The organism is [Actinomadura] parvosata subsp. kistnae, assembly GCF_900323885.1.
In the GTDB taxonomy this organism is placed as follows: domain Bacteria; phylum Actinomycetota; class Actinomycetes; order Streptosporangiales; family Streptosporangiaceae; genus Nonomuraea; species Nonomuraea composti.
On sequence record NZ_OOHJ01000017.1, the window covers coordinates 24598 to 41819 of the forward strand.

The window sequence follows — 17222 nt, forward strand, 5'->3', positions numbered from 1 at the left end:
GGGCCGGTGACCAACGCCGAAGCGTACGATCGCGGCTTCGCCCACCTCAGCTCCCACACCGTCGGCCCCCTCCTGGCCGCGGCCCGTGACGGCCGCGCGCGGCGGCTGCTCGACGTGGGCTGCGGCACCGGTGTGGTGACGGCGGCGGCGCTCGCGCTGGGGGCCGAGGTCACGGCCGTCGATCGCGACCCGGCCATGCTGGAGCTGATCGCCCGGCGGCACCCGTACGCGACCATCCGCGAGGCGGCGCTGCCCGAGCTGCCGTTCGAGGACGACCGGTTCGACTGCGTGGCGGGAAACTTCGTCATCAACCACGTGCCCGACGCCCCGGCGGCGCTGCGGGAGCTGCGGCGCGTGCTGCGACCGGGCGGGGCGCTCGCGCTGAGCTGGTGGAAGTCCGACGAGATGACGGCCACGAGCGTCTTCACCGAGGCCATCGCCGCCGCCGGCATCCCGTACGAGCCGCCGGCCCGCCCGTTCAGCGCCCACGACACGCCGCCGCTGTTCCTCGCGCTGCTGGAGGAGGCCGGGTTCGGGGAGGCGGAGGTGGAGGCCGTGCGGTGGCGGCACCAGGTGGATCCGGCGTCCTGGTGGACGGACGTGATCGGGGCGGGCGGGCCGAGGTTCGGGATGCTGGGCGAGTTGCCGCCCGAGGTGGCGGGGCGCGTCCGGGCCGAGTATCTGCGGCTCGCGGCCCCGTACGAGCGAGAGGGGTTTCCCGTCTGCGCCTACCTGGCACGCGCCGTCAAGTAGGGTCCTGCCCGGCCGTCCGTCAGCGGGCGGCCAGTTGCTCGAAGTGGACGCCGGTCAGCTCGGCCGACACCTCCCACAGCCGCGCCGCCAGCTCCTCCGACCGGGCCGTCGCCGACGCCCGCATCGGCTTGGCCCCGGGCCCCCAGTACTCGCCGCCGCGCACGTCCGGCGAAGTGGCGGCGTACAGCGAGGGCACGGCGCCGGTGGCGGGCGACTTCAGGAGGAGTCTCACGAGCGGCTGGAGCGGCCCGACCCGCATGAAGTTCGTGGCGACCGTGCCGGGGTGCACGGCGGTGCTCTTGAGGTCGACGCCGGCGCGGTCGGCCCGCCGTTGCAGCTCCAGGGCGAACAGCAGGTTGGCGAGCTTGGAGCGCGCGTACGCGGACATGCGGCCGTAGCCGCGCTCCAGGCCGAGGTCGTCGAAGTCGATGCGGCCGGCGGCGTGCGCGTCGCTGGACACGGTCACCACCCGCGCGCCGGGCCTCTCGGCGAGCCGGGGCAGGAGCAGCCCGGTGAGCGCGAAGTGCCCCAGGTGGTTGGTGCCGAACTGCAGCTCGAAGCCGTCCTTGGTCTGCTGCCGAGGGACGAGGCCGATGCCGGCGTTGTTGACGAGCAGGTCCAGGGCGTCCACGCCGGCCGCGAACCGCCTGACGGAGCCGAGGTCGGCCAGGTCGAGCACCCCGAGCTCGACCTGCGCGCCGGGCACCTCGCGCAGGATCTGCCGGACCGCCTCCTCGCCCTTGACGGGGTTGCGGGCCGCGACGATCACGTGGGCGCCGTGGCGGGCCAGCTCGAGCGCGGTGGGCAGGCCGATGCCGCTGTTGGCGCCGGTCACGACCGCCCTTTTGCCGGTCAGGTCGGGCATGGATGAGGGGGTCCACGTCGCCATCGCCACTCCAGAGGGGTACCGGACCGTTTCGCCGACCCTAGCATCACCGCAGCGTGGGCTGAAGATCGTCGTCGTCGTCCGCGGCGGTGCCGCCGTCCACGAGGCCGTGCTCGGTCAGCTCCCAGAAGTGCCGGCGGTCGGGCCGGGCGAGCTGGTACAGCGCCTTGTAGGCGGCCACGCTCATCAGAGCCCAGTACAGCGGGATGGTCAGCATGGCCCGCACCGCGGGGAACAGGCCGCGTTCGAGGCAGCCGGCCATCATGCAGTAGACCATCAGGGAGTTGCCGATCACCATGGCGGCGGCGCCGCAGTAGAGCGAGAGCGGGGGGAACAGCGCCTGCACGTACCGGGTGCCGGTGCACAGGTAGAGCAGGGTCAGCCCCCAGAAGAACGGGTTGGCCAGGGTGGTGACCGTGGACAGGCCCATGGTGAGGTGGAAGGCGAGCGTCCGCTTCGTGCCGAGCTGGCGCCACAGCCGCAGCGGGTGCCGGGTGTGGACGAGCCACGTCTGCAGGTATCCCTTGATCCAGCGGCTGCGCTGGCGGATCCAGTTGCCGAGGCGGCTGTTGGCCTCCTCCTCGGTGACGGAGACCATCATGCGCACGTCCCAGCCGCGCCGGGCGATGCGGATGCCGAGGTCGGCGTCCTCGGTGACGTTGTACGGGTCCCAGCCGCCCAGGGCGAGCAGCGCGTCGGTGCGGAAGTGGTTGGAGGTGCCGCCCAGCGGGATCGGCAGCCGGTAGCGGTCGAGCCCGCGCAGCATGAGGCTGAAGTGGCCGGCGTACTCGGCGGCGAAGCAGCGGGTCAGCCAGTTGGTCCACGGGTTCCAGTACTGCAGCTCGGCCTGGACGCACACGACCCGGCCCGGCAGCGCCCTGAAGGCGAGCACGGCCTTGCGGAGCTGGCGCGGCTCGGGCCGGTCCTCGGCGTCGTAGACGACGACGAACTCGCCGCGCGCCCGCGCGAGGCCGATGTTGCACGCCTTCGGCTTGGTACGCGGCGTGGACGGCGGGATGAGCACGACCTCGAACGGGGCGTCCAGCTCGGGCAGCGCCGCGCGGGTCTCCTCGTCGTCCTCCTCGACGAGCAGCAGGATCTGCAGGGACGCGGCCGGGTAGTCGAGGCCGGCCAGGCGTTCCAGCAGGGCCGGCAGCACCGCCGCCTCGCGGTGGAGCGGCACCAGCACGGTGTAGGCGGGCAGCGCCTCGTGGGGCAGGCGGTGCAGGTCCGCCTCGTCCAGGTCGATGACCGCGGCCTCCCAGGCGCCCAGGACGACGGCGGTCTTGAAGACGAGCACGGCGAGGTAGACGGCGGTGGCCAGCGCGACGGCGGCCTGGCACCACCACAGCGGCGAGGGCCCCCATCCGAACGCCAGGTGCGCGGCCAGGGCGGCGACGATGACGGCGGGCACCAGGAGGGCGCAGACGGCCTGCCCGCGGCTGAGCAGCCGCCGGGCGCTCAGCTCCTCATCAAGGGCGCCGGGGGTGCGATGGGCGCGTTGAGGTGTGCTCATCACACTCGCCTCCGATAGATGTGCTGCACGGCGTCGCGGTAGACGAGCGTGAAGTCGTGTGTCAGCTCGGGCCGGTCGTGAAGCGCCCGCCAGATCTTGTCCTCCCGCCCGGGCAGGGTACGCGCGTAGATCCACCCGATCCCGCGGCCGGCGGGATCGCGCAGCGCCCGGTCCCACAGGCGGAAGCTGCCCTCGTAGACGATGCGGTCGAGCGGGATGCGGGAGTCGAACACGGCGATCTCGTTGCCGTGGTTCTCCATGAGCACGAGCCCGCCGTCGTAGTGCTGCCGCCACCAGGCGACGGCCTTGGTGACGGCGCGTTCGTCGCGGCCGGCGTGCCAGTTCATCGGCTCGGCGAGGGTTGCGGTGCCGGGCACCGCCACGACGGTGGCGACCATGGCGGCGGTCGCGGCGGTCCAGGCCCAGCGGGCGCGCAGCGGGGCCAGCGACACCAGGTATCCGGCGAAGACGGCCGCGCCCAGGGCCATCACCAGGGCGAAGCGCACGTTGTAGAAGCTGCCGTGCACCTCGGGCACGTGCAGGGGGCGCTGTCCCAGGTACAGGGCGAGGACGAAGAACGGCACGAAGATCAGCAGCGTGTACGGGGCGACGGCCTCGACGTGGAGCCGCCGCCGCCAGCCGTACGCGATCGCCCCCGCCGCGCCCGCGAGGGGGGTGACGAGGCCGAGGCCGTGCACCAGGGCGTGGGCGTAGGTGCTCCAGGCGACGCCCAGGGCGCCGATGTTCGGGTCGTCGGGCGAGACCCACAGGGCCGGCTTGGCGTACTCGCCGGAGTGCCAGTACAGCCAGTCGCCGAAGATCACCCAGCTCCAGGCGACCCAGCCGATGATCCCGGCGAAGGCCACGAACCCGAAGAAGATCAGGTGCGCCTCCAGCCGGGCGAGCCCCCGCCAGCGCCGCACCGACACGTACGCCACCACGACCGTCATGGCCACGGCCAGCACCCAGCCCTCGTAGCGGGTCAGCGTGGCGAGCAGCGTGGCCGCCGAGGCGAGCGAGAGCTGCGTGTAGCGCCCGGTGCGGCACCACTGCGCCAGGTGGTGCACCGCCGCGGCGATGCACGCGAACAGCAGCAGCTCGGTCATCGGGGTGCTCTGCAGGTAGAGCACGTTGGGGTTGAGCGCGAACAGCCCGGCCGCGGCGAGCCCGGCCGCCACGCGGCGCGCGCGATCGGTGCCCGCCATGCCGGCGGCGATCAGGTACGCGTACCGCACGGTCACCACGTACGAGACCATGGAGATCAGCGAGCCGGCCAGCCCCGAGTAGAACAACGCGTCGTGCCAGATGACGGGCAGGGCCAGCAGGTGCGGCAGCGGCGGCCACACGCCTCCGAGCTGGGCCAGGCCGGGGGTCGGGCTGTCGATCACCCGGCGGGCGATGAGCAGGTGCGAGCCGCTGTCGTTGTAGGCGAGCACGGAGCCCAGGCCGACGTGGTACAGGCAGGCGAGGATCGACAGCACCACGCTCGCCACGGTCACCAGGGCGAGCACCCGGTCGCGCGGCATCCGCCAGGCCGGGCGTCTCGTGCCGAGACCGAGGCCCGCCCGGGAGCGCGAGACGGCCCTCGGCACCGGGGGGCGGCCGTGCCCGCCGCGGCGCGAGAGCGGCAGCTCGACGATCCGGACGTCCCGCCGCCCGGCCACGTCCAGCGCTCCTTCCGAGAGCCCGCCCATCGGCAAGGGCCCGGCCGCCCCGCCGCGTCCCCACGCCTCCTCCAGCAGCCACCGGTCGAGCAGCCGGTAGGAGCAGGCGGAGCCGCGGGCGCGCCCGCGCGGCAGCAGACGGTCCCACGCGGCCCAGGACAGGACGGTGGTGCGGCGGGAGCGTGAGCGGCCCCGCTCGGGCGTGCCGACGACCGCGTCGGCCCGTTCCTCGCGCTGGACGCGCAGCAGCACCGGCAGGTCGGCGGCGTCGATCCGGTCGCCGGGGCCGACCAGCACGAGCTTGCGCATGTCGGTCCACTCCAGCGCGGCCAGGACGCCGGCCCGCTCGGCCTCCGCCGAGCCCGGCCGGCCCGCGTGCCGCACGGTGAGCACCCGGTCGGGGTAGCGCGAGGCGAGCGCGTCGAGGGCGCCGGGGGCGCCGCGCGGCTCGCCGACGATGACGATGCGGTGCTCCAGGCCCGCTTCGGCGAGGGTGGCGAGCAGGGCCTCCACTTCGTGTTCGAGGTCGTCGGGACGGGGACGCGCGGGGAAGACGACGGCGACCGAGTCGTCCTTGCCCATCGGGTTCAGGCCGGGCGGATGCTCCTGGGACGGCATGCGTCGGTCACCGCCTTCACTGACCCGGCACGGCGCCGGCGCCGGACACCGTACGGAAATCTCGGAAATCAACGCACACGTTCGCCGCCTCACCGAATCGCAGAACGCGCGCACCCGTACAAGTCATGTCTCTCCACCATTGCGATGCGATAAGGCCACGGGTCGCCGGATTGCACGGGTCAGGAGATTTTCCCGTCGCGTCCGACCCGACACCGATTATCACTGTTGCCGCAGCTCAGGCCCTCGACACGGCTCCTCAAAGCCTGGCAAAGAGTCATATCGACCGCACACGTCGATAAATGTCCGCTTTATACGGAACGTCGCCGGACACACCCACGAATACAACGCGTGCGCATCCGGCGTTTTCGCGAGGGGCACAGTTAGCATGACTGCGCGATATTCGCGATGTTCACGTCGCCGGGCGTCAACCGGCATTCCTCACAAAAAAGGACCCACTATGAGGTTGTGCACCACTGCTCGAAGCACTCGTGGCGCTCGCGCCCTCGCGGGCGCCGCGAGTTGCGCCATCACGGCGATCGCCCTCACCACGTTCACCGCCCCGCCCGCCGGCGCGGACACAGGCCCCTGGTACGGCGGCGACGTCGTGGAGATCCAGACCCACGCCGACAAGTGCTTCGACGTCTCCGGCGCCAGCACCGACGACCGCGCCCCGATCGTCCAGTACGGCTGCGACAACAAGGCGCACCAGCGCTTCAGACTGCGCCACCTGCCCGACGGCTCCGTGGCGATCCAGACGTTCAGCGGCAAGTGCCTCGACGTCATGAACGCCAGCACCGAGGACCGCGCGCCGCTCATCCAGTTCCGCTGCCACGGCAACCCGAACCAGCGCTTCCACCTCGAGCCGGCCAGCCGGGGCCGGGTCGTCGTCCACACCGCCGCCGGCAAGTGCCTCGACGTGCGCGAGGGCCACCTGAACGACGGCGTGCCCATCGTCCAGTGGAGCTGCCACGGCGTCGCCAACCAGCGCTTCTACGTCGTGCCCGCCCGGCCGTGGCCCGGCATGTGAGCAACGCGCCGGCCCGCCGGCGGCCGCAGGCGCGAGACGCGGCGCCTGCGGCCGCCCTGGCCAGCGTGGACATCGTCATCCCCGTGCTCAACGAGGAGCGCGCGCTGCCCGGCTGCGTCCGGACGCTGGCCGCCTACCTCGGCGGCTTCCCGCTGCCGTGGCGGATCACCATCGTCGACAACGGCAGCACCGACGGCACCTGGCGGGTCGCCGCCGCGCTGTCCGGGGAGCTGGAGCGGGTGCACGCGCGCCGGCTGGAGATCCGCGGCCGGGGCGCGGCGCTGCGGGCCGCCTGGCAGGACAGCTCGGCCGACATCGTCGCCTACATGGACGTGGATCTGTCCACCGACCTCGACGCCCTGTTCCCGCTGGTCGCCTCGGTCGCCAGCGGCCACTCCGAGATCGCCATCGGCACCCGCCTGGCGCCCGGCGCGCGCACCCGCCGCTCGCTGCGCCGCGAGGTCGTCTCGCGCGGCTACAACGCGCTGCTGCGGCACGGCTTCGGCGTCCGGTTCAGCGACGCGCAGTGCGGCTTCAAGGCGGCCAGGACGGACGTGGTCCGGCCGCTGCTGGGCAAGGTCGAGGACGACTCGTGGTTCTTCGACACCGAGCTGCTGCTGCTCGCCGAGCACAACGGCCTGCGCGTGCACGAGGTGCCCGTCGACTGGATCGAGGACACCGACTCCCGCGTCCGCGTCGTCAGGACCGCCGTGGACGACCTGAAGGGCCTGGCCAGGGTCGCCTGGTCGATCTGCAGGGGACGCGCGGCCGTGGAGGTGGCGCGGCCCGAGCCGGCGCCCCGCCATCCCGACGCGGTCGTGGCGCGGCTCCGCGAGGCCACGTTCCTGTCGTTCGCCACCGTCAACGTGGCCTCCTGCGCGCTGTACGCGCTGGTCTACCTGAGCCTGCGCGAGACCTGGTCCCCCGCCGCCACGAACCTCGGCGCCGTCGCCCTGACCTTCCTGGTGAGCGGCGCGATCCCGCGCCGGTGGACGGTCGCCCGGCTCCGGCGCGCCGCCGTGCGCGTCCGCTCCGCCGCCCGCTTCTCCATGGTGTACGCCCTCACGACCGCCGCCGCCCTGGCCGTGCCTTCGGCCGCCGGGCGGGCGGCCGAAGTGGGCGCGGTGCTGGCCGCGTACGGGCCGCTCGCGCTGTCACGCTGGATCGCGGGCAGCAAGAGGACCCGGGCCCGGTCGTGGACGCGCCGCCGCCGTCTCGCGCTGCGCCGCCGCACCCTCCCGCGCCGCCGCATGACCGTCCGCCACCGCCCGCCTTCTGACACCCCGCCACGCCCGCCCTTCTGACGCCCCGGGTCAGCGTTCCAGCCGTTGCCGGGCGCGGCGTTCCTCCCGCTGGGTCACCTCCAGCCGCTGGCGGGCGTCGTCCAGCTTCCTGCGGGCCTTGCCGAGCTTCTTCTCCAGCCGGGCGACCTTCTCCGCCCGCTCCTCGTGCTCCCGCCGCGCCACCTCCAGCGCCTGCACCCACTCCTGGTGCGCGGCCTGCGCCTCCTGCCGCTCGCGCGCCTTCCTGGCCTCGGCCTCCTCGCGGGCCCGCGCCCGCTCCGCCTCCTCCCCGGCCCGCTCCTCGGCGCTCCTGCCCTTCCGTACGGCGGGCGCGCGCGTCACGGGGGCCGGCGCGAAGCCGCTGTAGCGCAGCGGCTTGACCAGCCGCCCCTGGCGCACCTCCGCGGCCGCCCCGTCGTCCACGAGCGCGGCGTCCAGCGTCTGGTCCACCTCCGTGCCGGCCGCCGGTGACAGCTCGGCATCCTGCCGGGCGAGCCGCCCCACCTTCTCGGTCACCTCGCCCCGCCGCTGGGTCAGCTCGGCCAGCGCCTCGGGGTCCTGCTCCTGCCACGCGGCGCGCAGCCGTTCGCCCACGTCGAGCAGCTCGGCCAGCTCGGCGGGATGCTCGCGGGCGAGCCGGTTGACCGCCCAGGCGGACACGGTCGGCTTGCGCAGGCGCGCGATCTCGCGCGAGAGCCGCGCGTCGCCTGCCTGCTTGGCGGCGCGGGCCTCGGCCGTGCGCGCGGCGGTGAAGTCGGACGGCGGCAGGGCGTAGAGCCGGTCCGCCACCTCGTCAAGATCCACACAGGACAAATACCCCACATGCGCGCTTTCCTAGCGCATAGTGGAGGCAGCCCCAGCCGAACGGAGGCCCCCGGTGTTCGAACGCTTCACCGACCGTGCGCGCAGGGTCATCGTCCTCGCCCAGGAGGAGGCGCGGACGATGAGCCACAACTACATCGGCACGGAGCACATATTGCTCAGCCTCATCCGTGAGGGCGAGGGCCTGGCCGCGCTGGTGCTCGAGGGCGGCGGCGTGGAGTACGACCACGTACGCGCCTTCATCGAGCGGGAGGTCGGCCAGGGCGCCAAGTCTCCCGGCGGGCACATCCCGTTCACGCCGCGTGCCAAGAAGGTCCTGGAGCTGTCGCTGCGTGAGGCGCTGCAGCTGCGGCACAACTACATCGGCACCGAGCACATCCTGCTCGGCCTGATCAGGGAGGGCGAGGGCCTGGCCGCCCAGGCGCTCGTGGACGCGGGGGCGGACCTGCCCGACCTGCGCCAGCGCGTGCTGGACCGGGTGAGCCGCGGCTCCAAGGAGCGCCCGGCCGAGATGTTCTTCTCCGGCGGCTCCATGCTGAGCGAGCGGCTCACCCAGATCCAGGAGAGCCTCGACCGCATCGAACGCCACCTGGGCATCCAGCGCGACGAGCCCCCACGGCCCAGGCGGAGGACGAAGGCGGCGAGGACGAGGCCCTAGGCTGAGACCATCGCGCCGACCGGCAGCCGGGCCTCGATGACGCCCGGGTCCTCGGTGTAGCCGAGCGTGGCGCCCAGCGAGAGCAGCAGCCGCCGCATGCGTACGTTGTCGGCCAGCATCGTCGCCCTGACCTCGGCGTACCCGAGGTCGCGGGCGGCCCGCACGAGCATTCTGGCCATCGCCGTGCCCAGACCGCGCCCCTGCCAGCGGTCCTCGACCAGGAAGGCCATCTCGGCGGTGCCGGGATCGTTCGTGAACATGAGGTTGGCCATGCCGACGACCTGCCCGTCGTGCCCGGCGACCAGCGACTGCCCCCTGTTCCTGTCGCAGAGCTGGTCGAACACGCGCGGCGGCAGCGCCGGCATCGAGGTGAAGTAGCGGAACCTGCGCGACTCCGGGGAGCACCGGTCGTGCAGGTCGCGCACGGCCTCGCGGTAGATCGAGGTGAGCGGCCGCACGGTGACCTCGACGCCGTCGGCGAGCTTGACCGCCCGGTCGGCGGCGCCGCTCTCCTCGGGGGCGGGCTGGGCGAGCCGGGCGAAGGAGGCCGCCCTGGCCGCCTCGGTCAGCGTGAACGGCAGCTCGGCGCGGCGCAGCCGGACCGCCCGGCGCGGCGCGACCGGAACGACGAGCAGCGTCGGGTCGGGAAGATCACTCACGGCCTCACCATAGACCCAGCGGGCGTCGTCCGCGCGCAGCAGCTCGGCCAGCAGCTCGGGCAGGCGCCAGGGCATCGTGCGCAGCCGGGAGGCCAGCAGCAGGACCCTGGTGGGCTCGTCGGTCAGCTCGTGCGCGGTGGCGGGGACGACCGTGACGTTACGGCCCCCCGCCGCTTCGAGTGCCTCCCGTACGGTGTCGGGGGTCGCGGGGATGTCGGCGACGAACTCGTCGACGGTCCCTTCTGTGTCGGTCTGCACGCTCAGGCCGAGGATGTTGCCGCCCCTGTGGGCCAGGGCCGCGGCCAGGGAGGCCAGCCGGCCGGGTCGTTCGTCCACCGTGGTCCGGATGCGCAAGAATCCCATGCGTCCGAGCATGCCCGGCGGCTGTTACACGGCCGCTAACGACGTGTTTCATTGCGTATTTCGTCGCATGATGCGCCGACTTATCCTGATATAGGAGGATATGTCGCCATGAGCGTGCGTGTTCCTTTGTCGTCCGGGTACGTGAACGGCGACGTCTCCTTCTGGTACCGGTCCGCCGGCCTGCCCGCCCCCGGCCCCCGCCTCGACGGCGACCTCCAGGCCGACGTGGCCGTCGTGGGCGCCGGCTACACGGGCCTGTGGACCGCGTACTACCTCAAGCGCGCCCGCCCGTCCTTGAGCGTGGTGGTGCTGGAGCAGGAGTTCGCCGGGTTCGGCGCGTCGGGGCGCAACGGCGGCTGGCTGACCGGCGACCTGGCGGGCTCGCACGAGCGTTACGGCGCGGGGGCGCGGCGGCTGCAGCGCGAGATGTACGCCAGCATCGACGAGGTCATCGCGGTCTGCGAGCGGGAGTCCATCGACTGCGACCTGGTCAAGGGCGGCGTGCTCAACGTGGCCCGCACCCCCGCCCAGGCCGCCCGGCTGCGCGAGAGTGTGTCCTCGGCCCGCTCCTGGGGCATCGAGGAGGCCGATCTGCGCCTGGTGGACCCCGCGGACCACGTACGCGTCGCCGGGGCCCTGGAGGCGTCCTGGAGCCCCCACTGTGCGCGCATCCAGCCGGCCAAGCTGGCCCAGGGCCTGGCCAGGGCGGTGCGCGACCTGGGCGTGCCCATCTACGAGCGCACCCCGGTCACCGAGATCGCCCCGCACCGCGCCGTCACACCGTACGGGACGGTGACGGCCGGGCACGTGATCCGCGCGACGGAGGGCTTCACGGCCCGCCTGCCGCACCTGCGCCGGCAGTGGCTCCCCATGAACAGCTCCATGATCGTCACCGAGCCCCTGCCCGCCGCGTTCTGGGACGAGGTCGGCTGGCAGGGCGCCGAGCTGCTCGGCGACATGGCCCACTACTACATGTACGCCCAGCGCACCGCCGACGACCGCATCGCCTTCGGCGGGCGCGGCCGCCCCTACCTGTACGGCTCGCGCGTGGACGCCCGCGGCCACACCCACGAGTGGACCGTGGAGGCGCTGTGGCGGCTGCTGACCGAGTTCTTCCCCGCCGCCCGCTCCTCCTCGATCGCGCACGCGTGGTCCGGCGTGCTGGGCGTGCCGCGCGACTGGTGCTCGGCCGTGCACGTGGACCGGGCCACCGGCCTCGGCTGGGCCGGCGGCTACACGGGGCACGGCGTGACCACCACCAACCTGGCCGGCCGCACGCTGCGTGACCTGATACTGGGCGAGGAGACGGAGCTGACCTCGCTGCCGTGGGTGGGCCGCCGGGTGCGCTCGTGGGAGCCGGAGCCGCTGCGGTGGCTGGGCGTGCACACGATGTACCGCCTGTACCGGGCGGCCGACCACCGGGAGCGGACGATGCCGCGCACCTCGGTGCTGGCCCGCTTCGCCGACCTGATCACGGGACACTAGAAGGGATACACCCCCCATGGACCTGCTTTTCCGCGGCGGGCGCGTCTTCACGCCGCAGGGCGTGCGCGCCGCCGCCGTGCTGGTGCGCGACGGCGTGATCGCCGCCGTCGGGCCCGAGAAGGAGCTGGCGCGGGAGCCGCACGAGACGGTGGATCTCGGCGGCGGCCTGCTGACGCCCGGTTTCACGGACGCGCACCTGCATCCGGTCCAGGCCGGACTCGAACGCGCCAAGTGCGATTTGTCGGAGGTATTCGGCCTTGACGCGTACATAGAAAAGATCAACGACTATGCCACGAGAAATCCCGATAAAGAGTGGATTGATGGCGGCGGCTGGGACATGTCGGCATTCCCGGGTGGGCTGCCCCACCGCGACCAGCTCGCCTTCCTCGACCGTCCCGTCTACCTGATCCAGCGCGACCACCACGCCGCCTGGGTCAACGCCGCCGCGCTCGCCCGCGCCGGCATCACCCGCGACACGCCCGACCCGGCCGACGGCCGCATCGAGCGCGACGCCGCAGGCGAGCCCACCGGCGTCCTGCACGAGGGCGCCATGGACCTCGTCGGCCTGCTCACCCCCCGCCCGACCCCCCAGGACATGGAGGACGCGCTGGCGGACGCGCAGCGGCACCTGTTCTCGCTGGGCATCACCGGCTGGCAGGACGCCATCGTGGGCTCCTACGCGGGCTCCGACGACCAGCTCCCCACCTACCTGGCCGCGGCCCGCTCAGGGCGGCTGCGGGCCCGCGTGGTGGGCGCCCTGTGGTGGGACCGCACGCGGGGCGCCGAGCAGATCGAGGACCTGCTGGCGCGCCGGGCCGCCGCCGAAGGGCTCGACCGGTTCAGAGCCACCTCCGTGAAGATCATGCAGGACGGCATCACGGAGAACTTCACCGCCGCGACGCTGGAGCCGTACTGCCTGTGCGGGGGCACGGGCCTGTCGTACGTCGATCCCGCCAAGCTCAGGGAGTACGTCGCCGAGCTGGACCGGCACGGCTTCCAGGTGCACTTCCACGCCATCGGCGAACGGGCGGTGCGCGAGGCGCTCGACAGCCTGGAGGGCACGGACCCGGCCAACCGGCACCACATCGCCCACCTGCAGATCATCGAGCCGTCCGACGTGCCGCGCTTCGCCGCGCTGGGCGTCACGGCCAACCTGCAGCCGCTGTGGGCCACGCACCACGCCCAGATGGACGAGCTGACCCTGCCCTACCTCGGGGAGCCGCGCTCGTCCTGGCAGTACCCGTTCGCGGACCTGCTGGCGCACGGCACCCGGTTCTGTGCGGGCAGCGACTGGCCGGTCTCGAACGCCGACCCGCTGCAGGGCATGCACGTGGCCGTCAACCGCACGGAGCCGGGCGGCTCGGTGCACGCCGGCTACCCGACGGCGCAGACGCCGTTCCTGCCCGGCCAGCGCATCGACCTGGCCACGGCGATGACCGCGTACACGGCGGGGTCGGCCTGGATCAACCGCTCGCCCGCGGGCGTCATCGAGCCGGGCCGCCCGGCCGACCTCGTGGTGCTGGACCGCGACCCGTTCGAGCTGCCGCCGGGCGACATCTGGACCACCCAGGTCAGGATGACGTTCGTGGACGGCGAGCCGGTCCACGAACGGGCCTAGACACAAAGAAGGGGCCCCGGGCACGAATCCCGGGGCCCCTTCCTCGTCTCTACCGCCTGAGAACTACCAGGGGGACTTGTTGTTGCGCAGGCGCTCCAGTGCCTCCTCCAGGATCGCCTTGCCGTCCTTGTCGCTCCGGCGCTCCTTCACGTAGGCCAGGTGCGTCTTGTACGGCTCGTTCTTCGGCGGGGCAGGCGGCGCCGACTCGTCCTGTCCGGCAGGGAGGCCACAACGCGGGCAGTCCCACAGCTCGGGGACCGCTGCGTCACTGGCGAAGCTGGGGCGCGTCTCGTGCATGTTGGCGCACCAGAACGAGACCCGCACTCTCGGAGCCGCCTCGCCGCGCTCGGCCTCCCCCATCGGGCCGGCGCCGACTCGGCTGCCACGGATCGCGTTGCCACTACCCACGGATGAACTCCTCGCTCGATCGCCCCGCGTACGGACACGGGGGGAGAATCACTGTCACGCGTTAACTTGTTGCTCAGGGCCTCATGAGCAGGCCGAGAGCGATGATGCAGACGAACCAGATCGTGCCCGTGATGACGGTCAGCCGGTCGAGGTTGCGCTCCACCACCGAGGAACCACCGAAGTTCGACGAGAAACCGCCGCCGAACATGTCAGACAGGCCACCACCCTTGCCCTTGTGAAGCAGGACGAGCAGGATCATGAGAAGGCTCGCCAGGATGAGGGCGATGGAGATTCCGATTTCCACGGTATGCCTGTTCCTTCAATGCTCTGTTACGCGTGACGATTCAGACTTGCCTCTTGAGGGTACGACCTGATGTCAAGTCGCACCCCCAGAACGGCTCAGTTAGCCCGGCATATCGGAGAATCGGCAGATCTTCGCGAACTCGTCGGCGTCGATGCTGGCACCGCCCACGAGAGCGCCGTCGACATCCGCCTGAGCCATGATCCCCTTGATATTGCCTGACTTGACCGAGCCACCGTAAAGGATACGGATCCCGGAGGCCACTTCGGTGTCGTAGAGCTCAGCGAGTCTCATTCGCAACGCTCCGCACGCCTCCTGGGCGTCCTCCGGGGTGGCCACCTCGCCGGTGCCGATCGCCCACACCGGCTCGTAGGCCACCACTATCGATTTTGCCTGCTCGGCGGCGATTTTGCGCAGCGCGCCGTCGAGTTGGGCGAGACAGTACGCGATGTGGCCGCCCTCTTGACGCACCGACAGCGGCTCCCCCACGCACAGGATGGGAGTCAGCGAGTGCCGGTAGGCCGCCTGCACCTTGGCGTTGACGATGTCCTCGTCCTCGCCGTGGTACTGGCGGCGCTCGGAGTGCCCGATCGTCACGTACGTGCATCCGAGCTTGGCCAGCATGGCGCCCGACACCTCACCGGTGTAGGCGCCCGCGTCGTACTGGGACAGGTCCTGGGCGCCGTAGACGATCCTGAGCTTGTCGCCGTCGACCAGGGTCTGGACGCTGCGCAGGTCGGTGAACGGGGGCAGGACGGCGACCTCGACCTTGTCGAAGTCCTTGTCGTTGAGTGCGAAGGCCAGCTTCTGGACCAGCTTGATGGCCTCGAAGTGGTTGAGGTTCATCTTCCAGTTGCCGGCGATGAGCGGCTTTCGCTGCACCAACGTCAGTCCTCCAAAGCGGCGAGTCCGGGAAGGGTCTTGCCCTCAAGGTATTCGAGGCTGGCCCCGCCACCGGTGGAGATGTGCGAGAAACCGTCCTCGGGCAGGCCGAGCCTGCGCACGGCGGCCGCCGAGTCGCCGCCGCCCACCACGGTGAACGCGTCGGCGTCGATCAGCGCCTGGGCCACGGCCTTGGTGCCGCCGGAGAACGCGTCGAACTCGAACACGCCCATGGGCCCGTTCCAGAAGACGGTTTTGGCGTCGGCCAGCTTGGCGGCGAACAGCTCGCGCGTCTTCGGGCCGATGTCCAGGCCCTCCCGCTCGGCCGGGATGGCCGTGGCCGCGACCACGTCGTGCTCGGCATCGGGGGCGTAGGTGACCGCCGCGAGCACGTCCACGGGCAGCACCAGCTCCACGCCGCGCTGCTCCGCCTCGTCGAGGAAGCCGCGCACCTGGTCGAGCTGGTCCTCCTGCAGCAGCGACTTTCCGACCTCGTGGCCCTGGGCCTTGAGGAACGTGTAGGCCATGCCGCCGCCGATGAGCAGCCGGTCGACCTTGGTCAGCAGGTTGGCGATGACGCCGAGCTTGTCGGAGACCTTGGCGCCGCCCAGCACGACCACGTAGGGGCGCTCGGTGTCCTCGGTCAGCTTCCGCAGCACCTCGACCTCGGCCACGACGAGCCCGCCCGCCGCGTGCGGCAGCAGATTGGGCACGTCGTAGACGCTGGCGTGCTTGCGGTGCACGGCGCCGAAGCCGTCGCCGACGTACAACTCGGCCAGCCCGGCCAGCTTCGCGGCGAACTCGCCGCGCACGGCGTCGTCCTTCGACTCCTCGCCCGGCTCGTACCGCAGGTTCTCCAGCAGGGCCACCTGGCCGTCCTGGAGGGCCTCGACCGTGCGCACCGCGCTGTCGCCGACCACGTCGGTGGCGAAGGCGACGTCCTGGCCGAGCAGCTCGCCCAGGCGCGTGGCGACGGGCTTGAGCGAGTACTTCGGGTTGACCTGGCCCTTGGGCCGGCCCAGGTGGGCGCAGACGACGACCTGCGCGCCGCGCTCCACCAGGGTCTTGATGGTCGGCACCGACGCGCGGATGCGGCCGTCGTCGGTGATCGTCTCCCCGTCGAGGGGGACGTTGAGGTCGGCGCGCACGAGCACGCGCCGCCCCTTCACGTCGAGATCGTCGAGCGTGCGCATGCTCATGCTCCCGTTCAGCCGTGCGCTCAGAGGCCGCGGCCCACGAGCTCGATCAGGTCGGCGATCCGGTTGGAGTAGCCCCACTCGTTGTCGTACCAGCCGACGACCTTGACCTGGTTGCCGATGACCTTGGTGAGCCCGGCGTCGAAGATGCAGGACGCGGGGTCGGTCACGATGTCGGAGGAGACGATCTCGTCCTCGGTGTAGGTGAGGATGCCCTTGAGCGGGCCCTCGGCGGCCGCCTTGTACGCGGCGTTGACCTCTTCGACGGTGACCTCGCGGCCGACCTCGACGGTGAGGTCGGTGGCCGAGCCGGTGGGGATCGGCACGCGCATGGCGAAGCCGTCGAGCTTGCCCTTGAGCTCGGGCAGGACCAGGCCGATGGCCTTGGCGGCGCCGGTGGAGGTGGGCACCACGTTGAGGGCGGCGGCGCGGGCGCGGCGCAGGTCCTTGTGCGGGCCGTCCTGGAGGTTCTGGTCCTGCGTGTACGCGTGGATCGTGGTCATCAGGCCCTTCTCGACGGTGAAGGTGTCGTGCAGGACCTTGGCCAGGGGCGCCAGGCAGTTGGTGGTGCAGGACGCGTTGGAGATGATCGTGTGCTTGGCCGGGTCGTAGGTGTTCTCGTTGACGCCGATGACGACGGTGACGTCCTCGTTCTTCGCCGGGGCGGAGATGATGACCTTCTTCGCACCGTTGTCGGCGTGCACCTTCGCCTTGGCGGCGTCGGTGAACAGGCCCGTGGACTCCAGCACGATGTCGACGCCGAGGTCGCCCCAGGGCAGCTTGCCCGGGTCGCGCTCCGCGAAGACCTTGATCGCTTTGCCGTCGACGGTGATCTCGTCGCTCGACGCCTTCACCTCGTAGGGCAGGCGGCCCAGAATGCTGTCGTACTTCAGCAGGTGCGCGAGCGTCGCGGTGTCGGTCAGGTCGTTGACCGCGACGATCTCGATGTCCTTGCCGCTGGCGGCGACAGCGCGCCAGAAGTTGCGACCGATGCGGCCGAAGCCGTTGACGCCTACGCGGATGCTCACGGGAACCGATCTCCTCGAACAGATGGCGGGCTGAAACCTCAACCACGAACCTTAT

The 17222-nt window shown here is 71.9% G+C and carries 15 protein-coding genes and 1 pseudogene; 6 read left to right on the forward strand and 10 right to left on the reverse strand.

All coding sequences use genetic code 11. The features are described from left to right. The first annotated feature begins 6 nt into the window (after nucleotides 1-6). The gene (locus tag KIS93_RS20020; RefSeq protein ID WP_080037076.1) at nucleotides 7-753 is read left to right on the forward strand and encodes a class I SAM-dependent methyltransferase; all 747 of its coding nucleotides are present in this window, start codon (nucleotides 7-9) and stop codon (nucleotides 751-753) included. Between the two features lie 19 nt (nucleotides 754-772). Here KIS93_RS20020 and KIS93_RS20025 read toward each other — a convergent pair whose 3' ends face one another. Genes KIS93_RS20025 through KIS93_RS20035 form a run of 3 tightly spaced genes read right to left on the reverse strand, consistent with a single transcriptional unit; the run spans nucleotide 773 to nucleotide 5437 of the window. After that, nucleotides 773-1642: an oxidoreductase gene (locus KIS93_RS20025; protein ID WP_186404351.1), complete on the reverse strand. Its 870-nt coding sequence runs from the start codon at nucleotides 1640-1642 to the stop codon at nucleotides 773-775. Between the two features lie 43 nt (nucleotides 1643-1685). Beyond that, nucleotides 1686-3155, reverse strand: a complete 1470-nt coding sequence (locus tag KIS93_RS20030) for a glycosyltransferase (RefSeq protein WP_080037074.1) — start codon at nucleotides 3153-3155, stop codon at nucleotides 1686-1688. Then, a complete protein-coding gene (locus KIS93_RS20035) occupies nucleotides 3155-5437 on the reverse strand; it encodes a hypothetical protein (protein WP_080037073.1) in 2283 nt (760 codons plus the stop codon). Before KIS93_RS20035 ends, KIS93_RS20030 begins: the two co-directional genes overlap by 1 nt. Nucleotides 5438-5894: 457 nt before the next feature. On the opposite strand from KIS93_RS20035, the gene KIS93_RS20040 reads away from it, so the two are divergent. Continuing rightward, nucleotides 5895-6464, forward strand: coding sequence for an RICIN domain-containing protein (locus KIS93_RS20040; RefSeq protein ID WP_186404352.1), 570 nt, complete (start codon nucleotides 5895-5897; stop codon nucleotides 6462-6464). A 65-nt stretch (nucleotides 6465-6529) separates the two neighbouring features. Beyond that, nucleotides 6530-7768, forward strand: coding sequence for a glycosyltransferase (locus KIS93_RS20045; RefSeq protein ID WP_230466010.1), 1239 nt, complete (start codon nucleotides 6530-6532; stop codon nucleotides 7766-7768). A gap of 9 nt (nucleotides 7769-7777) precedes the next feature. Here the strand turns inward: KIS93_RS20045 and KIS93_RS20050 are convergent, their stop codons facing one another. After that, nucleotides 7778-8551 carry a hypothetical protein gene (locus KIS93_RS20050; protein ID WP_080037072.1) on the reverse strand — a complete coding sequence of 258 codons (774 nt, stop codon included), beginning with the start codon at nucleotides 8549-8551 and terminating at the stop codon, nucleotides 7778-7780. A gap of 73 nt (nucleotides 8552-8624) precedes the next feature. Here KIS93_RS20050 and KIS93_RS20055 point away from each other — a divergent pair. Next, nucleotides 8625-9077: pseudogene (locus tag KIS93_RS20055) on the forward strand (Clp protease N-terminal domain-containing protein); the annotation flags it as partial. Between the two features lie 146 nt (nucleotides 9078-9223). Here the strand turns inward: KIS93_RS20055 and KIS93_RS20060 are convergent. Then, complete coding sequence (locus KIS93_RS20060) at nucleotides 9224-10249, reverse strand: GNAT family N-acetyltransferase (protein WP_080046517.1); 1026 nt, start codon at nucleotides 10247-10249, stop codon at nucleotides 9224-9226. Between the two features lie 108 nt (nucleotides 10250-10357). Between KIS93_RS20060 and KIS93_RS20065 the strand changes: the two genes are divergently transcribed. Both KIS93_RS20065 and KIS93_RS20070 read left to right on the forward strand, forming a co-directional pair. After that, entirely contained in the window at nucleotides 10358-11734 is a 1377-nt protein-coding gene (locus tag KIS93_RS20065; RefSeq protein ID WP_080037070.1) for an NAD(P)/FAD-dependent oxidoreductase, read from the forward strand. Nucleotides 11735-11750: 16 nt separating this feature from the next. Further along, nucleotides 11751-13352: an amidohydrolase gene (locus KIS93_RS20070; RefSeq protein WP_080037069.1), complete on the forward strand. Its 1602-nt coding sequence runs from the start codon at nucleotides 11751-11753 to the stop codon at nucleotides 13350-13352. A gap of 63 nt (nucleotides 13353-13415) precedes the next feature. Here the strand turns inward: KIS93_RS20070 and KIS93_RS20075 are convergent, their stop codons facing one another. The 5 genes from KIS93_RS20075 to gap form a co-directional block, all read right to left on the reverse strand. Then, the gene (locus tag KIS93_RS20075) at nucleotides 13416-13760 is read right to left on the reverse strand and encodes an RNA polymerase-binding protein RbpA (RefSeq protein ID WP_080037068.1); all 345 of its coding nucleotides are present in this window, start codon (nucleotides 13758-13760) and stop codon (nucleotides 13416-13418) included. Nucleotides 13761-13833: 73 nt separating this feature from the next. Continuing rightward, nucleotides 13834-14064, reverse strand: a complete 231-nt coding sequence (gene secG, locus KIS93_RS20080) for a preprotein translocase subunit SecG (protein WP_080037067.1) — start codon at nucleotides 14062-14064, stop codon at nucleotides 13834-13836. 99 nt (nucleotides 14065-14163) lie between these two features. Further along, on the reverse strand, nucleotides 14164-14946 hold the full coding sequence (tpiA, locus tag KIS93_RS20085; protein WP_080037066.1) for a triose-phosphate isomerase: 783 nt from the start codon (nucleotides 14944-14946) through the stop codon (nucleotides 14164-14166). Nucleotides 14947-14948: 2 nt separating this feature from the next. Beyond that, the gene (locus tag KIS93_RS20090) at nucleotides 14949-16136 is read right to left on the reverse strand and encodes a phosphoglycerate kinase (RefSeq protein WP_281261974.1); all 1188 of its coding nucleotides are present in this window, start codon (nucleotides 16134-16136) and stop codon (nucleotides 14949-14951) included. A gap of 26 nt (nucleotides 16137-16162) precedes the next feature. Then, on the reverse strand, nucleotides 16163-17167 hold the full coding sequence (gene gap, locus KIS93_RS20095; protein ID WP_080037064.1) for a type I glyceraldehyde-3-phosphate dehydrogenase: 1005 nt from the start codon (nucleotides 17165-17167) through the stop codon (nucleotides 16163-16165). Nucleotides 17168-17222 lie beyond the last annotated feature (55 nt).

Coding starts and splice junctions, on each gene's coding strand:
- KIS93_RS20025 (WP_186404351.1), bottom strand. CDS start 1,642: ATGGCGACGTGGACCCCCTCATCCATGCCCGACCTGACCGGCAAAAGG.
- KIS93_RS20090 (WP_281261974.1), bottom strand. CDS start 16,136: ATGCGCACGCTCGACGATCTCGACGTGAAGGGGCGGCGCGTGCTCGTG.
- KIS93_RS20060 (WP_080046517.1), bottom strand. CDS start 10,249: ATGGGATTCTTGCGCATCCGGACCACGGTGGACGAACGACCCGGCCGG.
- KIS93_RS20030 (WP_080037074.1), bottom strand. CDS start 3,155: ATGAGCACACCTCAACGCGCCCATCGCACCCCCGGCGCCCTTGATGAG.
- KIS93_RS20065 (WP_080037070.1), top strand. CDS start 10,358: ATGAGCGTGCGTGTTCCTTTGTCGTCCGGGTACGTGAACGGCGACGTC.
- KIS93_RS20070 (WP_080037069.1), top strand. CDS start 11,751: ATGGACCTGCTTTTCCGCGGCGGGCGCGTCTTCACGCCGCAGGGCGTG.
- KIS93_RS20040 (WP_186404352.1), top strand. CDS start 5,895: ATGAGGTTGTGCACCACTGCTCGAAGCACTCGTGGCGCTCGCGCCCTC.
- KIS93_RS20035 (WP_080037073.1), bottom strand. CDS start 5,437: ATGCCGTCCCAGGAGCATCCGCCCGGCCTGAACCCGATGGGCAAGGAC.